Source organism: Aliirhizobium cellulosilyticum (genome assembly GCF_014198105.1).
In the GTDB taxonomy this organism is placed as follows: domain Bacteria; phylum Pseudomonadota; class Alphaproteobacteria; order Rhizobiales; family Rhizobiaceae; genus Neorhizobium; species Neorhizobium cellulosilyticum.
This window is the reverse complement of the sequence record NZ_JACIGW010000008.1, coordinates 132069-152537: the sequence shown is the minus strand read 5'-3', so window position 1 is coordinate 152537 and position 20469 is coordinate 132069. Positions and strand designations below refer to the sequence as shown.

Annotated in this window: 19 protein-coding genes; 11 read left to right on the top strand and 8 right to left on the bottom strand. The window is 58.7% G+C overall.

The annotated features are described in order from the left end of the window. Positions 1-4: 4 nt before the first annotated feature. Positions 5-328: a hypothetical protein gene (locus tag GGE33_RS24085; protein ID WP_246436439.1), complete on the bottom strand. Its 324-nt coding sequence runs from the start codon at positions 326-328 to the stop codon at positions 5-7. A 203-nt stretch (positions 329-531) separates the two neighbouring features. On the opposite strand from GGE33_RS24085, the gene poxB reads away from it, so the two are divergent. Together poxB and GGE33_RS24075 are read left to right on the top strand one after the other, a co-directional pair. Beyond that, complete coding sequence (poxB, locus tag GGE33_RS24080) at positions 532-2259, top strand: ubiquinone-dependent pyruvate dehydrogenase (RefSeq protein ID WP_183829057.1); 1728 nt, start codon at positions 532-534, stop codon at positions 2257-2259. A gap of 59 nt (positions 2260-2318) precedes the next feature. Continuing rightward, positions 2319-2570 (top strand): YMGG-like glycine zipper-containing protein, encoded by a 252-nt coding sequence (locus tag GGE33_RS24075; protein WP_148148365.1) that lies wholly within the window; start codon positions 2319-2321, stop codon positions 2568-2570. 79 nt (positions 2571-2649) lie between these two features. Here the strand turns inward: GGE33_RS24075 and GGE33_RS24070 are convergent, their stop codons facing one another. The 5 genes from GGE33_RS24070 to coxB are packed head-to-tail and all read right to left on the bottom strand — an operon-like array spanning position 2650 to position 8264. Further along, positions 2650-3702 carry a c-type cytochrome gene (locus tag GGE33_RS24070; RefSeq protein WP_183829054.1) on the bottom strand — a complete coding sequence of 351 codons (1053 nt, stop codon included), beginning with the start codon at positions 3700-3702 and terminating at the stop codon, positions 2650-2652. Next, the gene (locus tag GGE33_RS24065) at positions 3702-4343 is read right to left on the bottom strand and encodes a cytochrome c oxidase assembly protein (protein WP_183829051.1); all 642 of its coding nucleotides are present in this window, start codon (positions 4341-4343) and stop codon (positions 3702-3704) included. The genes GGE33_RS24070 and GGE33_RS24065 overlap by 1 nt, the downstream gene beginning before the upstream one ends. Further along, a complete protein-coding gene (locus GGE33_RS24060; protein ID WP_183829048.1) occupies positions 4340-4723 on the bottom strand; it encodes a hypothetical protein in 384 nt (127 codons plus the stop codon). Before GGE33_RS24060 ends, GGE33_RS24065 begins: the two co-directional genes overlap by 4 nt. Beyond that, complete coding sequence (gene ctaD, locus GGE33_RS24055; protein ID WP_183829045.1) at positions 4720-7233, bottom strand: cytochrome c oxidase subunit I; 2514 nt, start codon at positions 7231-7233, stop codon at positions 4720-4722. The genes GGE33_RS24060 and ctaD overlap by 4 nt, the downstream gene beginning before the upstream one ends. After that, positions 7233-8264: a cytochrome c oxidase subunit II gene (coxB, locus tag GGE33_RS24050; RefSeq protein WP_183829042.1), complete on the bottom strand. Its 1032-nt coding sequence runs from the start codon at positions 8262-8264 to the stop codon at positions 7233-7235. Before coxB ends, ctaD begins: the two co-directional genes overlap by 1 nt. A gap of 205 nt (positions 8265-8469) precedes the next feature. On the opposite strand from coxB, the gene GGE33_RS24045 reads away from it, so the two are divergent. The 4 genes from GGE33_RS24045 to GGE33_RS24030 all read left to right on the top strand — a co-directional run bounded on the left by GGE33_RS24045 (position 8470) and on the right by GGE33_RS24030 (position 11794). Beyond that, positions 8470-8910 (top strand): DUF2231 domain-containing protein, encoded by a 441-nt coding sequence (locus GGE33_RS24045; RefSeq protein ID WP_183829039.1) that lies wholly within the window; start codon positions 8470-8472, stop codon positions 8908-8910. A 1-nt stretch (position 8911) separates the two neighbouring features. After that, on the top strand, positions 8912-10462 hold the full coding sequence (locus GGE33_RS24040; RefSeq protein WP_183829035.1) for a PQQ-dependent sugar dehydrogenase: 1551 nt from the start codon (positions 8912-8914) through the stop codon (positions 10460-10462). 223 nt (positions 10463-10685) lie between these two features. Beyond that, complete coding sequence (locus tag GGE33_RS24035; protein ID WP_183829030.1) at positions 10686-11006, top strand: hypothetical protein; 321 nt, start codon at positions 10686-10688, stop codon at positions 11004-11006. Between the two features lie 491 nt (positions 11007-11497). After that, a complete protein-coding gene (locus GGE33_RS24030; protein ID WP_183829027.1) occupies positions 11498-11794 on the top strand; it encodes a PRC-barrel domain-containing protein in 297 nt (98 codons plus the stop codon). A gap of 66 nt (positions 11795-11860) precedes the next feature. On the opposite strand, the gene GGE33_RS24025 is transcribed toward GGE33_RS24030, so the two are convergent. Continuing rightward, positions 11861-12328 (bottom strand): MgtC/SapB family protein, encoded by a 468-nt coding sequence (locus GGE33_RS24025; RefSeq protein ID WP_183829024.1) that lies wholly within the window; start codon positions 12326-12328, stop codon positions 11861-11863. Between the two features lie 300 nt (positions 12329-12628). Further along, positions 12629-13630 carry a substrate-binding domain-containing protein gene (locus GGE33_RS24020; protein WP_183829021.1) on the bottom strand — a complete coding sequence of 334 codons (1002 nt, stop codon included), beginning with the start codon at positions 13628-13630 and terminating at the stop codon, positions 12629-12631. A 195-nt stretch (positions 13631-13825) separates the two neighbouring features. Here GGE33_RS24020 and GGE33_RS24015 point away from each other — a divergent pair, with 195 nt between their 5' ends. The 5 genes from GGE33_RS24015 (at position 13826) to ugpB (ending at position 20453) form a co-directional block, all read left to right on the top strand. Beyond that, complete coding sequence (locus tag GGE33_RS24015) at positions 13826-14851, top strand: ABC transporter substrate-binding protein (protein WP_183829017.1); 1026 nt, start codon at positions 13826-13828, stop codon at positions 14849-14851. 79 nt (positions 14852-14930) lie between these two features. Beyond that, the gene (locus tag GGE33_RS24010) at positions 14931-17156 is read left to right on the top strand and encodes an ABC transporter permease (RefSeq protein ID WP_394353687.1); all 2226 of its coding nucleotides are present in this window, start codon (positions 14931-14933) and stop codon (positions 17154-17156) included. Then, entirely contained in the window at positions 17153-18211 is a 1059-nt protein-coding gene (locus GGE33_RS24005; protein WP_183829011.1) for an ABC transporter ATP-binding protein, read from the top strand. The genes GGE33_RS24010 and GGE33_RS24005 overlap by 4 nt, the downstream gene beginning before the upstream one ends. Before the next feature lie 10 nt (positions 18212-18221). Further along, positions 18222-19043 (top strand): inositol monophosphatase family protein, encoded by an 822-nt coding sequence (locus tag GGE33_RS24000; RefSeq protein ID WP_183829008.1) that lies wholly within the window; start codon positions 18222-18224, stop codon positions 19041-19043. A 105-nt stretch (positions 19044-19148) separates the two neighbouring features. Next, the gene (gene ugpB, locus GGE33_RS23995) at positions 19149-20453 is read left to right on the top strand and encodes a sn-glycerol-3-phosphate ABC transporter substrate-binding protein UgpB (RefSeq protein ID WP_183829005.1); all 1305 of its coding nucleotides are present in this window, start codon (positions 19149-19151) and stop codon (positions 20451-20453) included. The last annotated feature ends 16 nt before the right edge of the window (positions 20454-20469 follow it).

The window sequence follows — 20469 nt, the reverse complement described above, 5'->3', positions numbered from 1 at the left end:
CGCGTCACCGGCCAGTGCCGTTGTCGTCGACGGACTGCATATCCGATTTCATAACAAACCGATCGACGAGCGCCCTTACTGTCTCTTCCTGTCCCAAGTCATCGATTACGGGGATAGGATCGGATGCAATTGCTTCCAGCACCTCAGGCCCGGACCCCGCTTGAGACGCATCGAGAAGAGCTTCACGCGTCTCCCTCTCGGATTTCAGCTTGAGATAAAGCGCGTGAATTATCTGCTCTCGGACCTGGAGATCAGTTTTGCTGTGCTCGGGCTTTTTCGATGGTGCTCTCATATCTCCAACAAGACGCTGGCCGATGGCGGGTTCCATTCAATCAGTAAAATCCAGCAAACACACCTCCAGTCGCGTGAGAGCAGAACTCGATCGCCGCTCAAACGGACGTAACAGGTACAAAAACTCCGAAATCAGTTTCGTAGCGACGCCGAGCCTCTGTGTGAGGGTTGGAATGAGCACTTCAGGGACTAATTGGGTTGGTAACCCCGCCGTGAACCCATTTTTGAAGGAGTATCGAAATGAAGTCCAAAGTCGCCGACGTAATGACCGAGATCCTGCATTCCGCTGGCGTAAAACGGATCTATGGAGTTGTCGGCGACAGCTTGAACGGGCTGACGGAATCCTTGCGCAAACGAGGCGATATCGAGTGGGTTCATACTCGCCACGAAGAGACTGCAGCCTTTGCCGCTGGCGCGGAAGCTCATATCACCGGCGAACTCGCCGTCTGCGCAGGGAGTTGCGGTCCCGGTAACCTGCATCTGATCAATGGGTTGTTTGACTGCCACCGGTCGGGTGTCCCGGTTCTGGCAATTGCAGCACAGATACCGTCGGAAGAAATCGGCAGAGGCTATTTCCAGGAAACGCATCCGGATCAACTCTTTCGGGAGTGTAGCCATTATTGCGAGCTCGTCAGCCAACCCGAGCAACTGCCTGGGGTGATGGAGGCCGCCATTCGGGCAGCAGTCGGCAAACGCGGCGTTGCAGTTATCGTCATCCCCGGCGATATCGCCCTTGCCGATTTTTCCGCAAAAATCTCGTCTCCGGCAGCCCTGAAATTGGCTTTGCCGAGTGTGGTCCCGGCTGATGATCAAGTCGATGCCCTGATAGAAATGCTGAGTGAAAGTTCAAAAATCACTCTCCTGTGTGGTCGTGGCTGCCAGGGCGCGCACGACGAGGTCGTAGCAATAGCCTCGCGCCTCAAGGCACCGATCGTGCATGCACTCGGTGGCAAGGAGCATATCGAATGGGAGAACCCGTTTGACGTGGGAATGACCGGCCTGATCGGGTTTTCGTCCGGTTATAAGGCGATGCTCGAATGTGACACGCTGATCATGCTCGGGACCGACTTCCCTTACAGACAGTTTTATCCGGCCGATGCGAAGGTCGTGCAAATCGACGTCCGGCCCGAAAACCTTGGCCGACGAACACCGCTCGATCTGGCGATCGTCGGTGATGTCAAGTCGACGCTCGGCGCAATACTTCCCAAGCTTCGAGAACAGACCGACACCAAACACCTCGATCGTTGCCTGGCAGCCTACGAGAAGGCCCGTGAAGGTCTGGACGACCTCGCGACCGGTAAAGCTGGAGGGACAATTCACCCGCAACATGTCGCGAGACTGCTCAGCGAACAGGCATCGGACGACGCGATCTTCACCTTTGACGTCGGAACGCCCACGGTATGGGCTGCACGATATCTCAAAATGAACGGAAAGCGACGCCTGATTGGATCGCTTGTTCATGGCTCTATGGCCAACGCGCTGCCTCAGGCGATTGGAGCGCAGGCTGCCGATAAGGATCGGCAGGTTATCAGCATGTCCGGCGACGGTGGCTTCACCATGCTTATGGGCGATTTTCTGACGCTGAAACAGGAAAATCTTCCCGTAAAGGTCATCGTCTTCAACAATTCGTCTCTGGGTTTCGTCGCCATGGAGATGAAGGCGGCCGGCTACATCGAAACGGGAACAGATCTCGAGAACCCCGACTTTGCAGCGGTCGCGCGTGCCGCCGGCATTCATGCTTTCCGTGTCGAGGATCCGGCTGAGCTGGAACGCGGCATTGAAGCTGTTTTACGCCATCCAGGCCCGGCACTTCTGGATGTTGTCACAAATCCGCAAGAGCTATCCATTCCTCCGAAGATCAAGGCCGCGCAGGTGATGGGCATGAGCCTTTGGGCCGCCAAGGCCGTGATGAGTGGCCGCGGCGACGAGCTGATCGATGTTGCAAGGTCCAACTTCTTCTCTCGCTAAAGATGGGCGGAACGCATCACACCTCGCGACGTTTGCTGTTTGTACAGAAGGAGGCTTCAATGCATAAAATTATCATTCCGCTGTTGGCGGCATTGGCGTTAACCGCATGCTCTTCGACAGAGCGGGGCGCCGGCATCGGTGCTGCGAGTGGCGCCGTCATCGGTGGTGTTGCCACCGGCAATGTCAGAGGTGCAGCCGTTGGCGCGGCTGTCGGCGGTGTATCCGGCGCGTTGATCGGCAATGTCGCAGATCAGCCGGGCCGCTGCTACTATCGCGATCGAAACGGCAACAGATATGTGGATCGCTGCTGATCTTTTGTTGAGAGGTAGGACAGGCTCCTACCTCTCAACCACCGTTATCCATCTCCAATTTGGCGACATGCCTCTTGCGTTATCTGGCGCTGAAGTAGGCTGCTACAGCTGAAATATCATCGGCCGTTAGTTCCTTGGCAGCCCCGGTCATCAGATGGTGGTATTGAGAGCCACCGCGCCCACCGGATCGAAATAAGGCCAACTGATTTTGCAGATAGGCTGAGTTTTGACCGGACAATTTTGGGTAGGCCGGATTCGCATCTGCTTTATCATGGCAACTCAGGCACGCCGGGATCTTGTCGGCATAACGTCCCTGCTCCGCGAGTATCCTACCCTTCTCGATCAAAATTGGATCATGAACAGCACCTGCACGAGCCGCCGGAGTCTGCTTGGTATAATAGGCAGCCAGTTCTGGCAGGCTCTCAACGGACAATGTACCGACCGCCACCTGCATAATGCCACTTGGGCGCGTCTTTCCGGCATAGGCTTTGAGCGCGTTCAAAAGATAGGCTTCCGACTGGCCGGCCAACCGCGGAACGAAGCTGCCGTCATTGAGCTTGCTTTCCGCGTGGCAGCTCTCGCAAGTGATCGGCAAAGGCGAGACCTCGCCTGCATGACCTAAACCATGCAGGCCTGATGCCTGGAGATAGGCCTCCGCGTCTATATCCGGCAGTTTGCGAAGAAACGCCACCATCGACCAGACTTCGTCGTCTCGCGACTGGACGGGCCATGCCGGCATGCCGGTGAAACGGACACCGTGCTTGACGATCTCGAACAGTTCGGCATCCGTCCATTCAGGTACCACGACCTTCAGGTTCGGCGGTGGGGGCAACATGGCGAGCACTGAATCCGGCCGCGGTTGAGCCGGCGAACCGTGACAGACGGCACAGCCGGTCTCGAAATGGCCGGCCGCACCCGGGATGAGCCCAGGATCGTCGAGCGGGGGCACGTCGCCGACCGCCACAGCACGGGCCGACACGGAATTGCGCATGACCCAATGCAGGAACCAGTCGGTAACTGCCCAATGGCCAGTTGAGGCGCGCACGCTCATCAGGCCGGACCAGCCGACCGCGAGCCCAAGGAGAGGCGCGATGATGGCGAGGACGATCAGGTGTTTCCAGCGAATGGTCATCAGCCTCTCCTGCGCGATGCTTGCGGAATGCCGGAGTTGAGCGTCATGGCCAGAAGCGAGACGCCACCGGCGAGATAGACCGCCGCTCCGACCAGCAACATGATGACCCCTCCTGCCTGCTGATCAACGATCGGGGCGAGCGGGATCCCGAAGCAGCTCACCTCACTCCCGCCGTAAAGTGCCCGCGGCGAAAGCGCCAACAACGCGCCGAGCAGCGTCATGTGCATGGAGGTGAGCAACAACCCGACGGCTCCGGCCATGCGTCGCCCGTCCCTGCCCGCTTCAAGCCCGCCAAGACAGGAGAGCCAGAGCGCCAGCCCTGCAACAAGGAAGGTAAGCTGTTCCAGGACGGCAATGAGCGGAGAGCTTTCAGAAAATGCCCTAAGGGCGGGGATGTGCCAGATCCAGACGGCGACAAGTTCCACGATCGAGGCAACGATCGGCGAGAACCATGGCCAGCGCGCCGGTAAATCCAAACGCGTTCCAGAAAGACCGATGGCGATGAGCGGTGCTGCACCGGCAACGACACCCATATGGGCGATCATGTGGATTGTGAAGGAGGCCCGGTCGGCGAAGGGAAGCAACAGCCCCCAAAGCGCTGCGAGCAGGATCAAACCGGAATAAAGCGAAGCGCGTTTCATCGCTGGCACTCCGCGATGAAGATCAGAGGAATGGCGGCATAGATGACGGCGACAAAGCTGAGGCCCGAAAGAAGCAGCGTCGCATAGCCCTGAAACAGGGTACGCCCCTTCCTCGTCGGCTCATCATGCGGCGGGTCATGCACGCCAAAACCCCATTGTCGCCAGGCGAGCCAGGCGGAGAGGACGATGACGGCCAATGCGATGACGGTAAAGCCTGCCAGAAGAAGCCTTACCGCGTCAAAGCCGAAATCGAGCGATGCGGCTTTGGCGCAATAGACGGCAACGGTCACATAACAGCCGACGAAATGCACCGCCCACACGGTCGGAGCGGTAAACAGGGTCCAGAGGCTTTCAACCTCGCGCGGAATGACGCTCTTCATGCGCTCACCATCGGAAAGAGGCCGAGCACCGCGAATGTGACGACGGCAGTAAAGGCCATGAAGTGCCAGTAGAGCGTCACGTTGCGGATATCCTGATCATAGGAAGCAGTCACCCGCCCTGTAAGGCTGCCGACGAGGCAATAGGCCTGCATGATCACCCCGACCGCACCATGGACGACTGTCCAGATGGCGATGATCCAGACGGTGGCGGGATAGACGTTGGAGGTCGGGTCCATGGCGTGGACATAGGGACCGGCAAGTCCTGCAAGGCAGGCGGCGATGGTGACGAGGATGCCGGAAACGAGCGCAATGCGGCAGCCGGCAGGTCCCTTCTCGTTCAGTTCCCGTGCCGTGATGGTGAGGAGCCATGCGACGACAAAAAGGGCAAGCGCCAGCATCGGCCACAGCATGCCGGGACCTACAGCACCGGCGGTGAAATCGTCATGCACCGTCCAATAGAAGAAATAGCCGAAGACCAGGCTGGCAAAGGCTGTGCCGTCGCCGACCATGGTGATGAACATCGCCCACCAGCCGACAGAGGCCGGGCCGGACACATAGACAGGCAGCTTCTGCCCGAGGCCGACATCCACCTCGTCCGCTTCCGGAATCTGTGCCGTCCCCGTCCAGAGCCAGACCATGATCGCGATGAAGGTTATGCTGGCGCAGATAAGGGTCAGGATCCACCAATGGAAGGTCAGCGCGATGAACACACCGCCAAGCGCCAGGGCGGCAACCATCGGCACCAGGGAGACACCACCAACGCGCAGGCACTGGATCGGCTCGGCATCGAGCACGGAGGTCACAAGCGTCTCGCGCTTGCCCGACTTCGCATCGGGGAGATAGTAGCGCCCCGCCTCAATATCGGCCTGCAGGTTCGGCTGCTCCCAGAGCGGATAGCGACTGGCGATGATTGGCACCGAACGCATGCCCCAGCTTTCGTCAGGATCGTTGGTCCATTCCAGTGTACCCGCATTCCAGGGGTTGAGATTTCGTTCCACGGGCTTGGCTTTCGGTCGGAAGATATCGATCACGAAGGTCATGACCCCGGCGGCGAAGATAAATGCGCCGATCGTCGAGATCATGTTGAACAGGTCCCAGCCGAATTCTTCCGGATAGGTGAAAACACGCCTCGGCATGCCGCGTAGGCCGGAGAAATGCATCGGGAAGAATCCGACATTGAAACCGACGAACATCAGCCAGAAAGCAATCTTGCCCCAGGCATCGGAGAGTTTCTTGCCGGTGACGAAGGGGAAGTAATAGTAGATGCCGGCGACGATCGGGAAGAACATGCCGCCGATGATCACGTAATGCAGGTGCGCAACAATGAAATAGGTGTCATGCGCCTGCCAGTCGAAGGGTACGAGCGCCACCATCACCCCGGTCAACCCGCCGATGGTGAAGATCGCCAGCCCCCCTGCCCCGAACAGCATCGGCACGGAAAAGATCACGCGGCCCGCCAGCATGGTGGCGATGAAGACGAAGATCTGCACCCCGGTCGGGATCGCCACCGCCTCCGATGCAGCGGAAAAGAATGCGAGCGAGATCTGCGGCAGGCCGGTGGTGAACATGTGATGCACCCACAGGCCGAAACTCAAGAAGCCTGTGCCGACCGCCGCGAGTACGATCCACGAATAGCCGACAATCGGCCGCTGCGAGAACGTCGGCACGATCATCGCCATCAACGCGATGGCCGGCAGAAAGATAATGTAGACCTCCGGGTGACCGAAGATCCAGAACAGGTGCTGCCACAGAAGCGGATCGCCGCCACGCGAGACATCAAAGAACGGCCAGTCGAACATCCGCTCCATTTCAAACAGGATGTCACCGGCAATCAGCGGCGGGAAGGCAAAGAGGATCATGCCGGCGACGATCAGGAGATACCAGGCGAACATCGGCATCATGTTGATGCGCATGCCCGGAGCACGGCATTTCATGATGCCGACGATGATCTCGACGGCGGCAGCAATCGAGGCCACCTCGATGAAGGACAGGCCGAGCAGCCAGATGTCGGCGCCGATGCCGGCATATTCCTTGTCGGTAGCGAGCGGCGGATACATGAACCAGCCGGCATTGGGTGCCGCATTGAAGAAGATCGATCCGCAGACGAAAATGCCGCCGAGCAGAAAGCTCCAGTAACCGAAGGCGGAAAGACGCGGGAACGGCAGCTCGCGGGCGCCCAGCATGGAGGGCAGAAGGAAGATTGCGATCGCTTCGAAGATCGGCACCGCGAAGAGGAACATCATCACCGTGCCGTGCAGGGTAAAGGCCTGGTTGAACAGCTCGGCCGAGATCAGATCATTGTTCGGCACCGCGAGTTGGGCGCGCATCAGCAGACCCAGCAATCCGGCAAACAGCATGAAGGCGAAGGCGGTGATGCCGTACCAGAGGCCGATCTCGCTATTGTTCACCGAGGTCCAGTAACGCCAGCCGCCCGGTGTCTTCCACACCTTGCGCAACCGCTCTTCCTGCGCCGCCCGCTCCTCGGGCGAAAAATTGCCGAGCTCCACCATCACTTGAGCTCCTTCAGGAAGGCTGCGATTGTCTTGATGTCGTCTTCAGGAAGCATGCCGAAATGCGGCATCTTCACACCCGGCTTGATCTCGCCCGGATAGGCGATGAAGCTGGCGATGTCCTCGGCGGTGTGGGGCAGCGTCCCGGCCGCAAGCGTCGATCGTTCTCCGAATGCGGTTAGATCCGGACCGATACGACCATTCGCGGCCGTGCCGGAAACCGCGTGACAGGCGCCGCAGCCATTGTTGAGGAATACCGCAAGCCCTTCTGCATTATGTGGGGTGGAGGCTATTCGCTTGGCAAGCCAGGCGTCATGCTCATCTGGCGCCACCGCGCGCACGGTAAAGGCCATCAATGCGTGGGATTCGCCGCAGAATTCTGCACAGACACCTCGATAGGTGCCTTCGCGGTCAGCCGTCAGCGTCAGCGGATTGGTGCGACCGGGGATCATGTCCATCTTGCCGCCGAGCGACGGCACCCAGAAGGAATGGATGACGTCCGCGGCCTTGAGCGAAAAATGTGCCGGTTGGCCAACGGGGATACGCACCTCGTTGGCCGTCTCGAACATCACTTCACCGGTTTCATTCAAATAGCGCACCCGCCACCAGAACTGTTCACCGGTCACTTCGATGCGGCGTACCTGCTGATCGTCTGGCACCCAAGGCCGGATCGCCGGCATGAGCCACATTCCGTAGGAGAGGAGCGCGCAGAGGATGATCGTCGGGATCACCGCGCCGCCCCAGAGAATGACACGTCCGGCGCTCTCCTCGCTGTGCTCTCGCTTCTTCCGGGCGGCGTAGATAAGGGCAGCGACAAGCCCGAGCCAGATGACTACGCCGCCGGCCAGCATGACGAAAAAAAGCTGCGCGACGTTTACAGCCTCCGGGCCGGCGGGGTCGAGTGCGGAGTGATTACCGGAGCAGGATGTGAGCAGAAAGACGAGCAGTGCGATGAGGCTGGGACAGAGCCGCGACAATTGCCTTTGCGACCGTCTCGGTTGGTTTAGGCCTGTCGCCCAGCCATCTGTCATTCAGAATCGCCCCTCTGCATCTGAACATTCGTGGCAAAACGGTGGCGGAACGTCGTTGTTCCAAGCGACTCTCATTTTCATGCCGCCCTGTTCAGAGCGGCCTGTGCTTTGGAGCCCATGTAGTTCAGACGCGACGGCTGGCGGGAACAATTCCCGCCGCGATGCGGTTGACTGACACAACCGCACCTGTGCCACGGAGTGACAGATGGCCGTCCTTTCCTCGCCAAACCGCGATTCCGCCGCATACCCTTTGCAGTCGCTCTTCGTGCCTTTCCCCGTCGTCTGCTTCACGCTCACGCTGGCAGCAGACATCGCTTACTGGCAAAGCAGCGGCAACCTCATCTGGTTGACCTTCGCCTCATGGCTTCTGTTTGCGGGACTTCTGTTCGGGGCCATTGGCCTGCTGGCGGGCCTGTTTGATATTCTTCGACGGCGCACACGGCCTCTTCGCCCCGGCTTCATGGCCATTCTGCTCTACATCGCGATCCTGATGCTCGCCTTCGCCAACAGCTTCGTTCACGCCCGTGACGGCTGGACGGCAGTCATTCCGTTCGGCCTGGCGATTTCGACGGCAACATTCGTGCTCATCGTTTTCGCTGCCGTCACGTCGGCAAGAAAATACGCAAGACTGGCCTGGAGGGTCTGAGATGAAATCGTTCTTTCCTGGCGTGTCCGCCCTTGCTTTGACAGCCTGCCTCACAGGCACCGCAATGGCACAGACTCCAGCATTCGATACGTCCCAGCAGATCGGGCCCGACCCAGTCCTGCCGGAACCGCAGCAGGAATTGCTACCGGACCTCAAGGTGGCTAAGGTAGTCGGCTGGAAGGATGGCGAAACGCCGTCCGTACCGGAAGGCCTCAAGGTGACAGCCTATGCCAAAGACCTCGCCAACCCACGCACGGTTCACACGCTGCCGAATGGCGATGTACTGGTTGTGCAGTCGAAGGCGCCGGAGGGAAAGCCGCTCAGTCGTCCGAAGGACTTCATCCGCGGCTGGATCATGGCGATGGCTTCAGGCGGTGGCGGCGAGCAGAAGGAAACTAACCTCATCACTCTGCTTCGCGATACCAATCGCGATGGAGAGGTAGATGAACGTCATGATCTTCTGACCGGCCTCGATTCTCCCTTTGGCCTCGCTTGGGCCGACAACACGCTCTATGTAGCGTCTGCCAGTGCCATTCTCGCCTATCCTTACGAACTCGGCCAAAACCAGATTAGCGAGGCGCCGAGGCCCCTTACGCCGCTTCCCGGTGGTCCGCTGAACCATCACTGGACGAAGGATATGGCGCTCAGTCCGGACGGCCGCATGCTCTATGTTTCCGTCGGTTCGAATTCGAACGTTGCGGAAAACGGGCTTGAGGCAGAAAAAGGCCGGGCCGCAATCTGGCAGGTCGACCGACAGACGGGTGCCGCACGTGTCTTCGCCTCCGGCCTGCGTAATCCGAACGGGCTGACATTCCATCCGCAAACCGGCGAACTCTGGACAGTTGTGAACGAGCGCGACGAGCTCGGCCCCAACCTTGTGCCGGACTATATGACTTCGGTTAAGGATGGCGGCTTTTATGGCTGGCCATGGAGCTACTATGGCGATCACGTCGATCCGCGTGTTTACCCCCCGCGTCCGGACATGGTCGAAAAGGCAATCAAGCCGGACTATGCGCTGTCGAGCCATGTCGCGGCGCTGGGCATGGCCTTCGCCGAAGGCTCGGCCATGCCGCAAGCCTATGCCAATGGAGCATTTGTCGGCAACCGTGGCAGCTGGAACCGCGACAGCTTCAACGGCTACAAGGTCGTCTACATTCCGTTTGAGAACGGTAAGCCATCGGGCAAAACACAAGACGTCGTCACAGATTTCATCAATGGTGAGCAGGCTCGCGGGCGACCTGTAGGACTCGGCATTGATGGCACCGGCGCGCTACTGGTGGCCGATGATGCAGGCAATACGGTCTGGCGTGTCGCGTCTTCGGACGGAACCGTCACTCCCCAGACGAGAGGGACTGACGGTGTCTCTACAAGCGCTCAAGGCTCCACAAGTTTGAGGACCGGTCGCATTGCGGATACGGCTTCCGCGATCGTAACTGATACAGGCACGCCACAGACATCGCGGGAGCGGTTGACGGGACAGGAGGCGATGTCCGGTGCACCTGAAAAACTGCGCCCCGCCCAGATGCAAATCGCGCCTGCAACAGGGCTATAGCAACCGGTCGGATGTGGGGCTTATCGCCGCTTATACTTCAGAGCTCACTGGTCGCAAACGCGGATTTTCGTTCTGGCGGCGGGTCGGTAATGTCGAATCGTTGAAGCTCCATTGTAGGCCATGATCGGAGCCAGGCGGGAGGCACTCCATCTACGCCGCCTGCAGACGAGAGCGGAACATTTGCCAATCCACTCGGTTACTCTTCCTCAAAGGAGGAAAGAAAATGACTGATCGGAAGGTCGTTGAAAATGCGACGGATGCCCGTCAGGGAATGACTGGAAAGCCTGTGCTGATCGTGCTGTGTGCTGGCCTTTGCCTCGCAGCGGTCGCTTGGGTCGGTGCCGAGTTTTGGGGTGAGGCGACCGATGCTCCCGCCCAACAGACTGCTACACCGCCCGCCGGTCACAACACTCCAAAATCCGGAGCAAGCCCGAGCGAGACCACGACGCCCCCCAACTCGGTCGATCGAACGCCGCATGCCCAAAGCGGCACTGTCGGATCGTCGCAAAGCAATGCACCCTCCGGAGATACCACAAAGCCATGAGGGGGAAATGAGCATTGACGCCTGCAATAATCCAATACGAGAGAAAGTTAGACAGACTAACTATAGCATGTTTGCGAGGCGGGCATAGGCGCTATGTTCCTGCAGACTTTTGAAGGGCTTATCGCCTGTTCCAAATACGTTCATTGAATCCAATGGCGCATGACATAAAGAAGTTCTTTGAAACGAGGTTCGGCGACTGAACTCGCAATTATTCATTCGGTTTTCAATGAATGGACAGAACGTGCAAACGTGAAAAAGATAGTCCGGAGGCAGAGCTAGCCACCGCCATTATCTTTAATCTTTTTCGTGAAGGAAACGACACCGTGCTCGCTTTGCGGGAAGCCGTGTCTTGGCACCGTGGACTGGACGAATTGCGGCACGACCTGATTTGATTCAACAGGATTTTTTGTAATCGACCATCGCGAAAGCTCAGGAACAAACCAGCGAATTCGTGGTTCTTTCCCCGCAAATAAACGCACGGAGGAAACGACATGGACCACACCAATCACGTTCGCCTGGACCCCGCGGAACTGACACCGGCAGTTCTCGAAGGTGCAACCATCTATGGCGCTGACGACCACAAGGTCGGGAAGGTCGACCATATCCATGGGACAGGTCCGGGCAGTTCTGCAGTCATTGATGTCGGCGGGTTCCTTGGGATCGGCGCAAAACCTGTCGCTGTTCCGCTGTCTGATCTTCAGTTCATGCGCGATGAAGATGGTGACGTTCATGCCGTGACTGCATGGACGAAGGATCAGCTAAAAGAAATGCCTGAGCATCATCACTGACTGACACCCACATGCAAGCCCGGCTCCAAAGCCGGGCTTTTTCACGCTCTTTGTGAAGTGCAGTATTCAGCTGTGATCCGTCCTGCCGCCTTCGTTTTCGGCGGATTTGAAATTAGCCATAACTCGTAATGTGGCAAATGTCGCGACGGATAGAACAATGGCAGTATCGAAGGCACCAAGCCCGACAGCGGCACCAATTGCGCCGGTAGCCCATAAACTCGTAGCAGTCGCCGTCCCTCGGGTACTCGCTTTTCCAACCAGGATCGCGCCACCGCCGATAAACCCGACACCATTGATAAGTCCCTCGACCACGCGCGCGGTTGCCTCAGCGTTGCCGGCCGTCACCGTTTCAGCCGCTTGAATAAATCCGCAGGCCGCGATCGCCACCAGGGGAAATGTTCGCAAACCTGCACTTCTTTCGTTGCGCTCTCGATCCCAACCGATCGGCAGAGCGAGCAGATAAGCAAAAACGAGTGCTGCCAGATGAGGCAAAAAGTCGAGTTCTAGTCTGAGGCCCTGCACCAAATCGATCATTGCAATCCATCCCCATAACAGAGCGACCGACTTTACGGGTCGCCAATGTTGCAAACGTCCGATCAATCAGAAAGTTACACAAAATTGGTTCGACTATAGTGAGGAGCCTTCGCATGGCTATCGAGAAGTTTGGGTCGGAGGATTGAAGGACAGCAATGGGCATGTATCGACAGAAAGCGAAGCTATTCAGAAAGGATAACGCATTGAAGAAGCACCAATATGGTTGATCTTCACGCAGTTTCCTTGAATTTGGTTTTTTGGTATGCGTATAATTTACCTGTGCGGTTGAAGGACAATGCTCTAACCACCGCGCACCGACCCGCGCCAGACCAGTTCCGGGGAAATCTGGGAAGCAATGCTATCCGTTTTGGCTGGATGCGTAAGCCACGAGACCGCCTCTTTCGCTATTTGGTCGACTGGTTGTGCGAATGTCGTCAGATCATAAGAAGACCATGAGCACTGTTCGATGTAATCGAAACCGATTACACAAATGTCGTCAGGCACAGTGAGTTTGAACTGGTGACGGGCGGTATCCATAACACCGCAGGCAAGAAGATCGTTGGCGCAGAAGATCGCATCCGGGCGCGCCTCTCGCGTGAGAAGGCGTTGCGCCAGAATGACGCCGCTCTGATAACGGGTCGGACCGAAACGCTCTACGATGACCTCAACACCGGCTTCGATCGCGGCAGCAACAAACCCTTCCTCACGAGCCTTTAGACTTGGTGTTCCGACATCAGAATTTGCGAAGGCAAGACGGCGACACCCGGCGCGCTGAAACGCGATAAATGCTCGGTGTGCGGCCTCGCGGTCATTTAGATTGATCATCAGCGCCCCTTCGCGCTCCTCGTCGCGATTGATAAGCACAAGCCGCTGACCGCTTTTCACGCAAAGATCGGTGATCGATTTGTCCGGCATTCCGGAGAGAATGATGGACGCATCGGCGCGATAGCTGATCGCAAGCCTGAGCGCATCATCGACGCTTTTATCGGAACGATCCGTGTTGATCAGCATGGCGATCTTGGAGACGGCTTGCAATTGATGGGAAATCGCCCGTATGAGGCTTGACCGATAAGGCGTGTCCATCTCAGAGACGATGAGACAGACAAGGCCGCTTTCGTTGCGCATCAGCCCTCGGGCGAGATGATTGACGTGATAGCCCAAGGCCTCCGCAGCCTCCATCACACGTCGCCGCGTTTCCTCCGAAACACTCGCTCCAGGAGTGAACGTGCGCGAGACAGCCGAACGCGACACGCCGGCACGATCCGCCACTTCCTTGGCGCTGACGAAGATCTTCTGGTTCACGTCTGCTTTCTCCCGCAAAGTTTCCTGCCTCTTTTTGCAATCGAGTGCAACAACTTCGTGACACATGACGTATTCTGAAGCGCATTTTATGCAGTATTGCTTATTGACAATCCGCAGGTATGCGTGGAACCATTGCACACGCTTGCAAGAGCGGGATGATGTGGAGGCGTCATCCAAAAATCTGGGAGGATTATCATGCGTCTTGCTTTGATGGCATCGGTCGCGGCTGCCGGCCTTTTGACGAATGCACCGGCATCGAAGGCTGCCGGAGACCTCAATCTCATATGTTCCGCCGATGTGGTGATCTGCGAAATGATGCAGCAGATGTTCGAAAAGGACACCGGCATCAAGGTCAACATGGTGCGCCTGTCGTCTGGCGAAACCTATGCGAAGGTCCGCGCCGAGGCCCGCAACCCGAAAACCGATATCTGGTGGGCCGGCACCGGCGACCCGCATCTTCAGGCCGCGTCGGAAGGACTGACGCAGGAATACAAGTCGCCGCATCTCGATGAACTGCAGGACTGGGCAAAGAAGCAGGCGGAAAGCTCCGGCTATAAGACCGTCGGCGTTTATGCCGGTGCGCTCGGCTGGGGTTACAACACCGATCTCTTCAAGCAGAAGAACTACAAGGAGCCGAAATGCTGGGCCGACCTTCTCCACCCTTCGCTTAAGGGCGAGATACAGATGGCCAACCCGAATTCCTCCGGCACGGCCTACACGGCGCTCGCATCGCTCGTGCAGATCATGGGCGAGGACAAGGCGTTCGATTACCTGAAACAGCTCAATGCCAATGTCTCGCAATACACGAAATCCGGCTCTGCACCGGTGAAGGCCGCAGCCCGCGGAGAAACCGGTCTCGGCATCGTATTCATGCATGATGCAGTGGCCCAGACGGTCGAGGGCTTTCCGGTCAAGTCGATCGCGCCCTGCGAGGGCACCGGCTACGAGATCGGTTCCATGTCGATCATCAAGGGTGCACGCAATCTGGACAATGCCAAAAAGTGGTATGACTGGGCGCTGACGGCGCAGGTGCAATCTCACATGAAGGACGCAAAATCCTTCCAGCTTCCGTCCAACAAGACGGCCGAGGTCCCGAAGGAATCGCCGCGCTTCGAAGACATCAAGCTGATCGATTACGACTTCAAGACCTATGGCGACCCGACCGAGCGCAAAAAGCTGCTCGAACGCTGGGACAAGGAAATCGGCGCCAACGCCAACTGATCCCATCCGTCTCTGCCGCGCTTCGGCTGAAAGGGGCGCGGCATGATCGACTTGTCCTGTGATGAGGTCGCATCGAACCATGAACAATCGCAGACTGGATATTGTGCTGGCGCTCGGCGCTGCCGCGATGCTGCTCCTTCCCTGGTATCGCATCGAACAGGGGTTTTATTCATTTACCTGGCTTTCCGATTTCCCCGGAGAGCCTGCGGCAGCACCCGGTTTTCTGCAGATTTTTCTGAAAGGCCGTCTCTGGCTGATCGCGGTCCTTCTCGCTTACGGATTGGCGCTTGCCGCGCGGTTCATTGTCGATCCAATGCGACGTGGCAAAATGCTTGCCCTTGCCGGTGGTTTCGGCGTCGCCTTGCTTACCCTGCAGGGTCTGGCGATCGGGGCCACCGGTTTTACCTGGACAATCAGCGAAACGGTCTTTGGTCCGCTTGCCGACGGCCAGCCGTCGATGGGGGCGGGTGCGGTTCTTTCCACCATCTGCTTCGTGCTGATGTTCGCCTTCGGTCTTGCCGAACGCGGCGTCATGCATGGTGATGCCTTCGTGGTCGCCACCATTTCTATGCTGGTCTTTCTCGTCGCCGTCTTCGTCTTCTATCCGATCGGCTCGATGTTTATCGGCGCCTTTCAGGATTTCGATGGCTCGGTGAGTTTTGGCGGCTTTTCCCGCAATTTCGTCGATCCATCGATCTGGAGCCTTGATTGTGTGATTGGTGGCGCACGCTGCGGCGTGGCATGGCGCACGCTGTTTCTGGCCATCATGACGGCGGCGGGTTCGACAGCACTTGGCCTTGCCTTCGCGCTTGTCGCCACCCGCACGCGCTTTCCCTTCAAGAAGGGCCTGCGGCTTCTGACCATTCTGCCGATCATCACGCCGCCCTTCGTCATCGGCCTTGCCCTCACCCTCCTCTTCGGCCGTGCCGGCATCGTCACGCAAGGCCTCTCCACGACGTTCGGCATCGAACCGAGCCGCTGGCTTTATGGCCTGACCGGCATCTGGATCGCACAGGTTCTGTCATTTACGCCGATTTCGTTTCTGGTGCTGATCGGCGTTGTCGAGGGCGTCAGCCCGTCGATGGAGGAGGCCTCGCAAACATTGCGGGCCGATCGCTGGCGCACCTTCTGGCGAGTGTCTTTGCCGCTGATGAAGCCCGGTCTCGCCAATGCATTTCCGATCGGCTTCATCGAAAGCATGGCCGATTTCGGCAATCCGCTCGTGCTTGGCGGCAGCCACGGCGTGCTGTCGACGGAGATTTTCTTTGCGGTCGTCGGTTCGCAGAACGATCCGGCCCGTGCCGCCGTGCTCGCCATGATCCTGCTCGGTTTCACGCTGTCGGCCTTCCTCGCCCAACGCATCTGGCTGTCGGGCAAGAATTTTGCCACCGTAACCGGCAAGGGCGATAGCGGCGCCCATATCGCCCTGCCCCGGCCCCTGTCGATCGGCGTGCATGCCGTGGTTATTCCGTGGATGATCTTCACGCTCGTCGTTTACGGCATGATCCTGTTCGGCGGTTTTGTCAAAACCTGGGGTCTCGACAACAGCCTGACGCTCGCGCATTACGCCAAGGCCTTTTCCATCACCTTCCGCGATGGTTCGCTTGTGTGGACCGGCGTTGCCTGGAACTCGTTCTGGACGACGATGGAGATCGCCCTGATAGCCGCACCATTGACGGCGGCCGTGGGGCTTGCCACGGCTTACGTAATTGTGCGGCAAAAATTCGCTGGGCGCGAACTCTTCGAATTCGCGCTAATGATGAGTTTTGCCATTCCCGGCACGGTCATCGGGATCAGCTACATCATGGCCTTCAACCTGCCGCCGCTCGAAATGACCGGTACGGCGCTGATCCTGATCGCCTGTTTCGTGTTCCGCAATATGCCGGTCGGCGTGCGCGGCGGCATCGCGGCGATGAGCCAGCTCGACAAGAGCCTGGACGAAGCCTCGATGACATTGCGCGCCACCACGTTCCGCACCGCCCGCAAGGTCATCCTGCCGCTGCTGCGCCCGGCGATCACGGCCGCACTAGTCTATTCCTTCGTGCGCGCCATCACCTCGATCAGCGCCGTCGTGTTCCTCGTCAGCGCCCAGTACAACATGGCGACATCCTATATCGTCGGGCTTGTGGAAAACGGCGAATACGGCGTCGCCATCGCCTATTCCTCCATGCTGATCGTGGTGATGATAACCGTCATCACAGGGTTCCAGCTTCTGGTCGGCGAGCGGCGATTGCGACGGGAGAACCGCATTTCGGCGTCCCGCGTCCGCCTTCCGACTGCTCAGGCAAAGGAGAAAACCGCATGAGCAAAAATGCCGGTTCGGTCACGTTCCAGAATGTGCGCAAATCGTTCGGTGCCTTCACGGCCATCCATGACCTGTCGCTGACCGTTGAACCAGGCACGCTGGTGACGCTGCTCGGCCCTTCCGGCTGCGGCAAAACGACGACGCTGCGCATGCTGGCCGGTCTCGAACACCCGACATCGGGCCGCATCCTGATCGGCGGCAAGGATGTGACCATGCTGCCGGCCAACGAGCGCGATGTCTCGATGGTGTTCCAGTCATATGCACTGTTTCCGCATATGAACTCGCTCGACAATGTCGCGTATGGTCTGGAATCCTCCGGTCTTTCGATAAAGGAAGCCCGACAGAAGGCGGAACACGGGCTCGAACTCGTCGGCCTTGCCGGCATGGGCGGCCGGCTTCCGGCAGAATTGTCAGGCGGCCAGCAGCAGCGCGTGGCCGTGGCCCGCGCGCTGGTTCTCGAGCCGCAGGTCCTGCTGCTTGACGAGCCACTTTCCAATCTCGACGCCCGCCTGCGTCGCCGGGTTCGCACGGAAATCCGTGAATTGCAGCAGCGCCTGCAGTTCACCGCCGTTTACGTCACGCACGATCAGGACGAGGCGCTGGCCGTCTCCGACCGGATCATCGTCATGAAGGATGGCGAGATCGCCCAGCAGGGCTCGCCGCGCGAGCTTTACGAAGCCCCCGCCTCGCCCTTCATTGCCGATTTTATCGGTGAGGCGAATGTCGTGCCCTGCGAGATCATCGATATCAGCGGTAATGAGGCGACGATCAGCATCGAGGGGCTGCAACATGTCGTGCCGGCGCGCGGTGCAAGGCCCGGCAGAAGCCAGTTGGCCGTGCGCCCCAGCGCCATCACGCTGGAACCGGCTGAAACGGCGGCCTTTCCGGGCCGGATCAGCCATGCCGCCTATCTCGGCGATCATATCGAATACGAGGCGGAAACGAGCGGCGGGACCCTGTTTATCGTGGCCCCGTCGGTCGACCGCCCTCTTGCCCCCGGTACCCGCGTGGCGATCGGCCTGAAAAACCGTGGCATCGCCATTATCGCGCAGTGAGGAACGCCCCATGACATCGGAACAGGACGAGATCGTCAAACGCCACAAGCTGGCGGAAACCATCGCCGTCGAAGCCGGCAAGCTGGCGCTCGGTTATTATCAGCGGCGCGATACGCTGGTCATAGAGATCAAGGGCGACCCGCAGGATGTGGTGTCGATCGCTGATCGCAACGTCGAGAACCTGATCCGGGAAAGAACGGGGGAAACCTTTCCCGCCGATGGTTTTCTCGGCGAGGAATACGGGCTGACCGTTGGCGATAGCGGTTATACCTGGGTGGTCGATCCAATCGACGGCACCAGTCCTTTCGTACACGGGATGCCCAACTGGTGCGTCTCGATCGCCGTTCTCTATAAGGGCGAGCCCGTGATCGGCGTCATCCATGTCCCCTGCCATGACGAGCTTTATTCGGGCGCTTCCGGCATGGGCGCGACGTTGAACGGTAGGCAGCTGGAGCTCGAGAGCACCAAAACGATCCGTAACGCCGTGACCGGCATCGGCGCCAACCATCATGTGACGCCGGCATCGGTCGGGAAGATCGTCGAGGATCTGCTGGCAGGCGGCGGCAATTTCGTGCGGCTCGGCTCGGGCGCGTTAATGATTGCGTATGTCGCGGCCGGTCGTCTCGTGGGCTACTACGAGCCTTATATGCATGCTTGGGATTGTCTCGGCGGCTACTGCCTCGTGCGCGAAGCCGGCGGCTGGTTCCTGCCATTTCCAAGCGAAGGCGAAAGGTTGACGAAAGGCGCGCCGGTTCTGGCAGCCGGTCCAGGCGCGATTGAGGACCTATGTCGGATCGCCGGCATCGGCTCGGATGGCGTTGCCGCCGCCTGATCGCGCACCATGTGAATATACGCTGCAAATGACGGGACCGGGGAGGGTTCCGGAAATACCGCCGGACGTCGGCAGGCCAATTCATGGAAAGGGAGGAAATCGACCATGAAAACCGCTTTCGTATCAGTTCTTTCAACCGCAGCCTTGGCTCTGATGGCATCGAGTGCGCTCGCCGCCACCGAGATCTCGTGGTGGCATGCCATGACCGGCACCAATAACGAAGTCGTCGACCAGTTGGCCAAGGAGTTCAATGAAAGCCAGTCCGACTACAAGATCTTGCCGGTCTTCAAGGGCACCTATCCGGAAACGCTGAATGCCGGCATCGCCGCCTTCCGTGCCAAACAGCCACCGGCCATTATCCAGGTCTTCGATGTGGGAACCGGCGTGATGATGGGCGCGCAGGGCGCCGTAGTCCCGGTGGCGGAAGTGCTGGAAAAGGGCGGCTTCAAGTTCGACAAGGCCCAATACCTGCCCGGTATCGTCTCCTATTATTCGAAACCGGACGGCACGATGCTGTCCTTCCCATACAACTCATCCTCGCCGATCCTCTATTACAACAAGGATGTGTTCGAGAAGGCAGGGCTGAATGCCGATACGCCACCAAAGACATGGCCGGAAGTCTTTGAGGCGGCAAAGAAGATCAAGTCGAGCGGCGCCGCCAATTGCGGCTTCACCTCGACATGGCTGACCTGGATCCAGACCGAGAACTTTGCGGCATGGAACAATCTCTCCTATGCGAGTGACGAGAACGGTCTCGGTGGCACCAACGTGAAACTCGCCTTCAACTCCGAGCCCTTCGTTAAGCATTTCCAGTCAATCGCAGATCTCGCTAAGGACGGCACCTTCCGCTATGGCGGTCGCACGTCGGAAGCCAAGCAGCTGTTCACTTCCGGTGAATGCGGCATCCTGACGGAATCCTCCGGTGGTCTTGGCGACATCATCAAGTCCAGTATGAAATACGGTATCGGCCAGCTGCCCTATTACGAGGGCGAAGGACGGCCGCAGAACACCATTCCGGGCGGCGCAAGCCTGTGGGTATTCGGTGGCAAGAGCGATGCGGAATACAAGGGTGTCGCCACCTTCTTCAATTTCCTGTCGCAGACAAAGATACAGGCCCGTCTGCATCAGGTCTCCGGCTATATGCCGGTCACGATGGCGGCTTATGAAGAGACCAAGAAATCCGGTTTCTACGACAAGAATCCGGGCCGCGAGACCCCGCTTCTGCAGATGATGGGCAAGGCGCCGACCGAAAACTCCAAGGGCGTTCGCCTCGTCAACCTGCCGCAGGTGCGCGACATCATGAACGAGGAGTTTGAGGCGATGCTCGCTGGCAAGCAGGACGCCAAGGCCGCTCTCGACAAGTCCGTCGAACGCGGTAATGCGGCGATCCAGCAGGCGCTTGGGAACTGACATCGGTCTTTGCCGT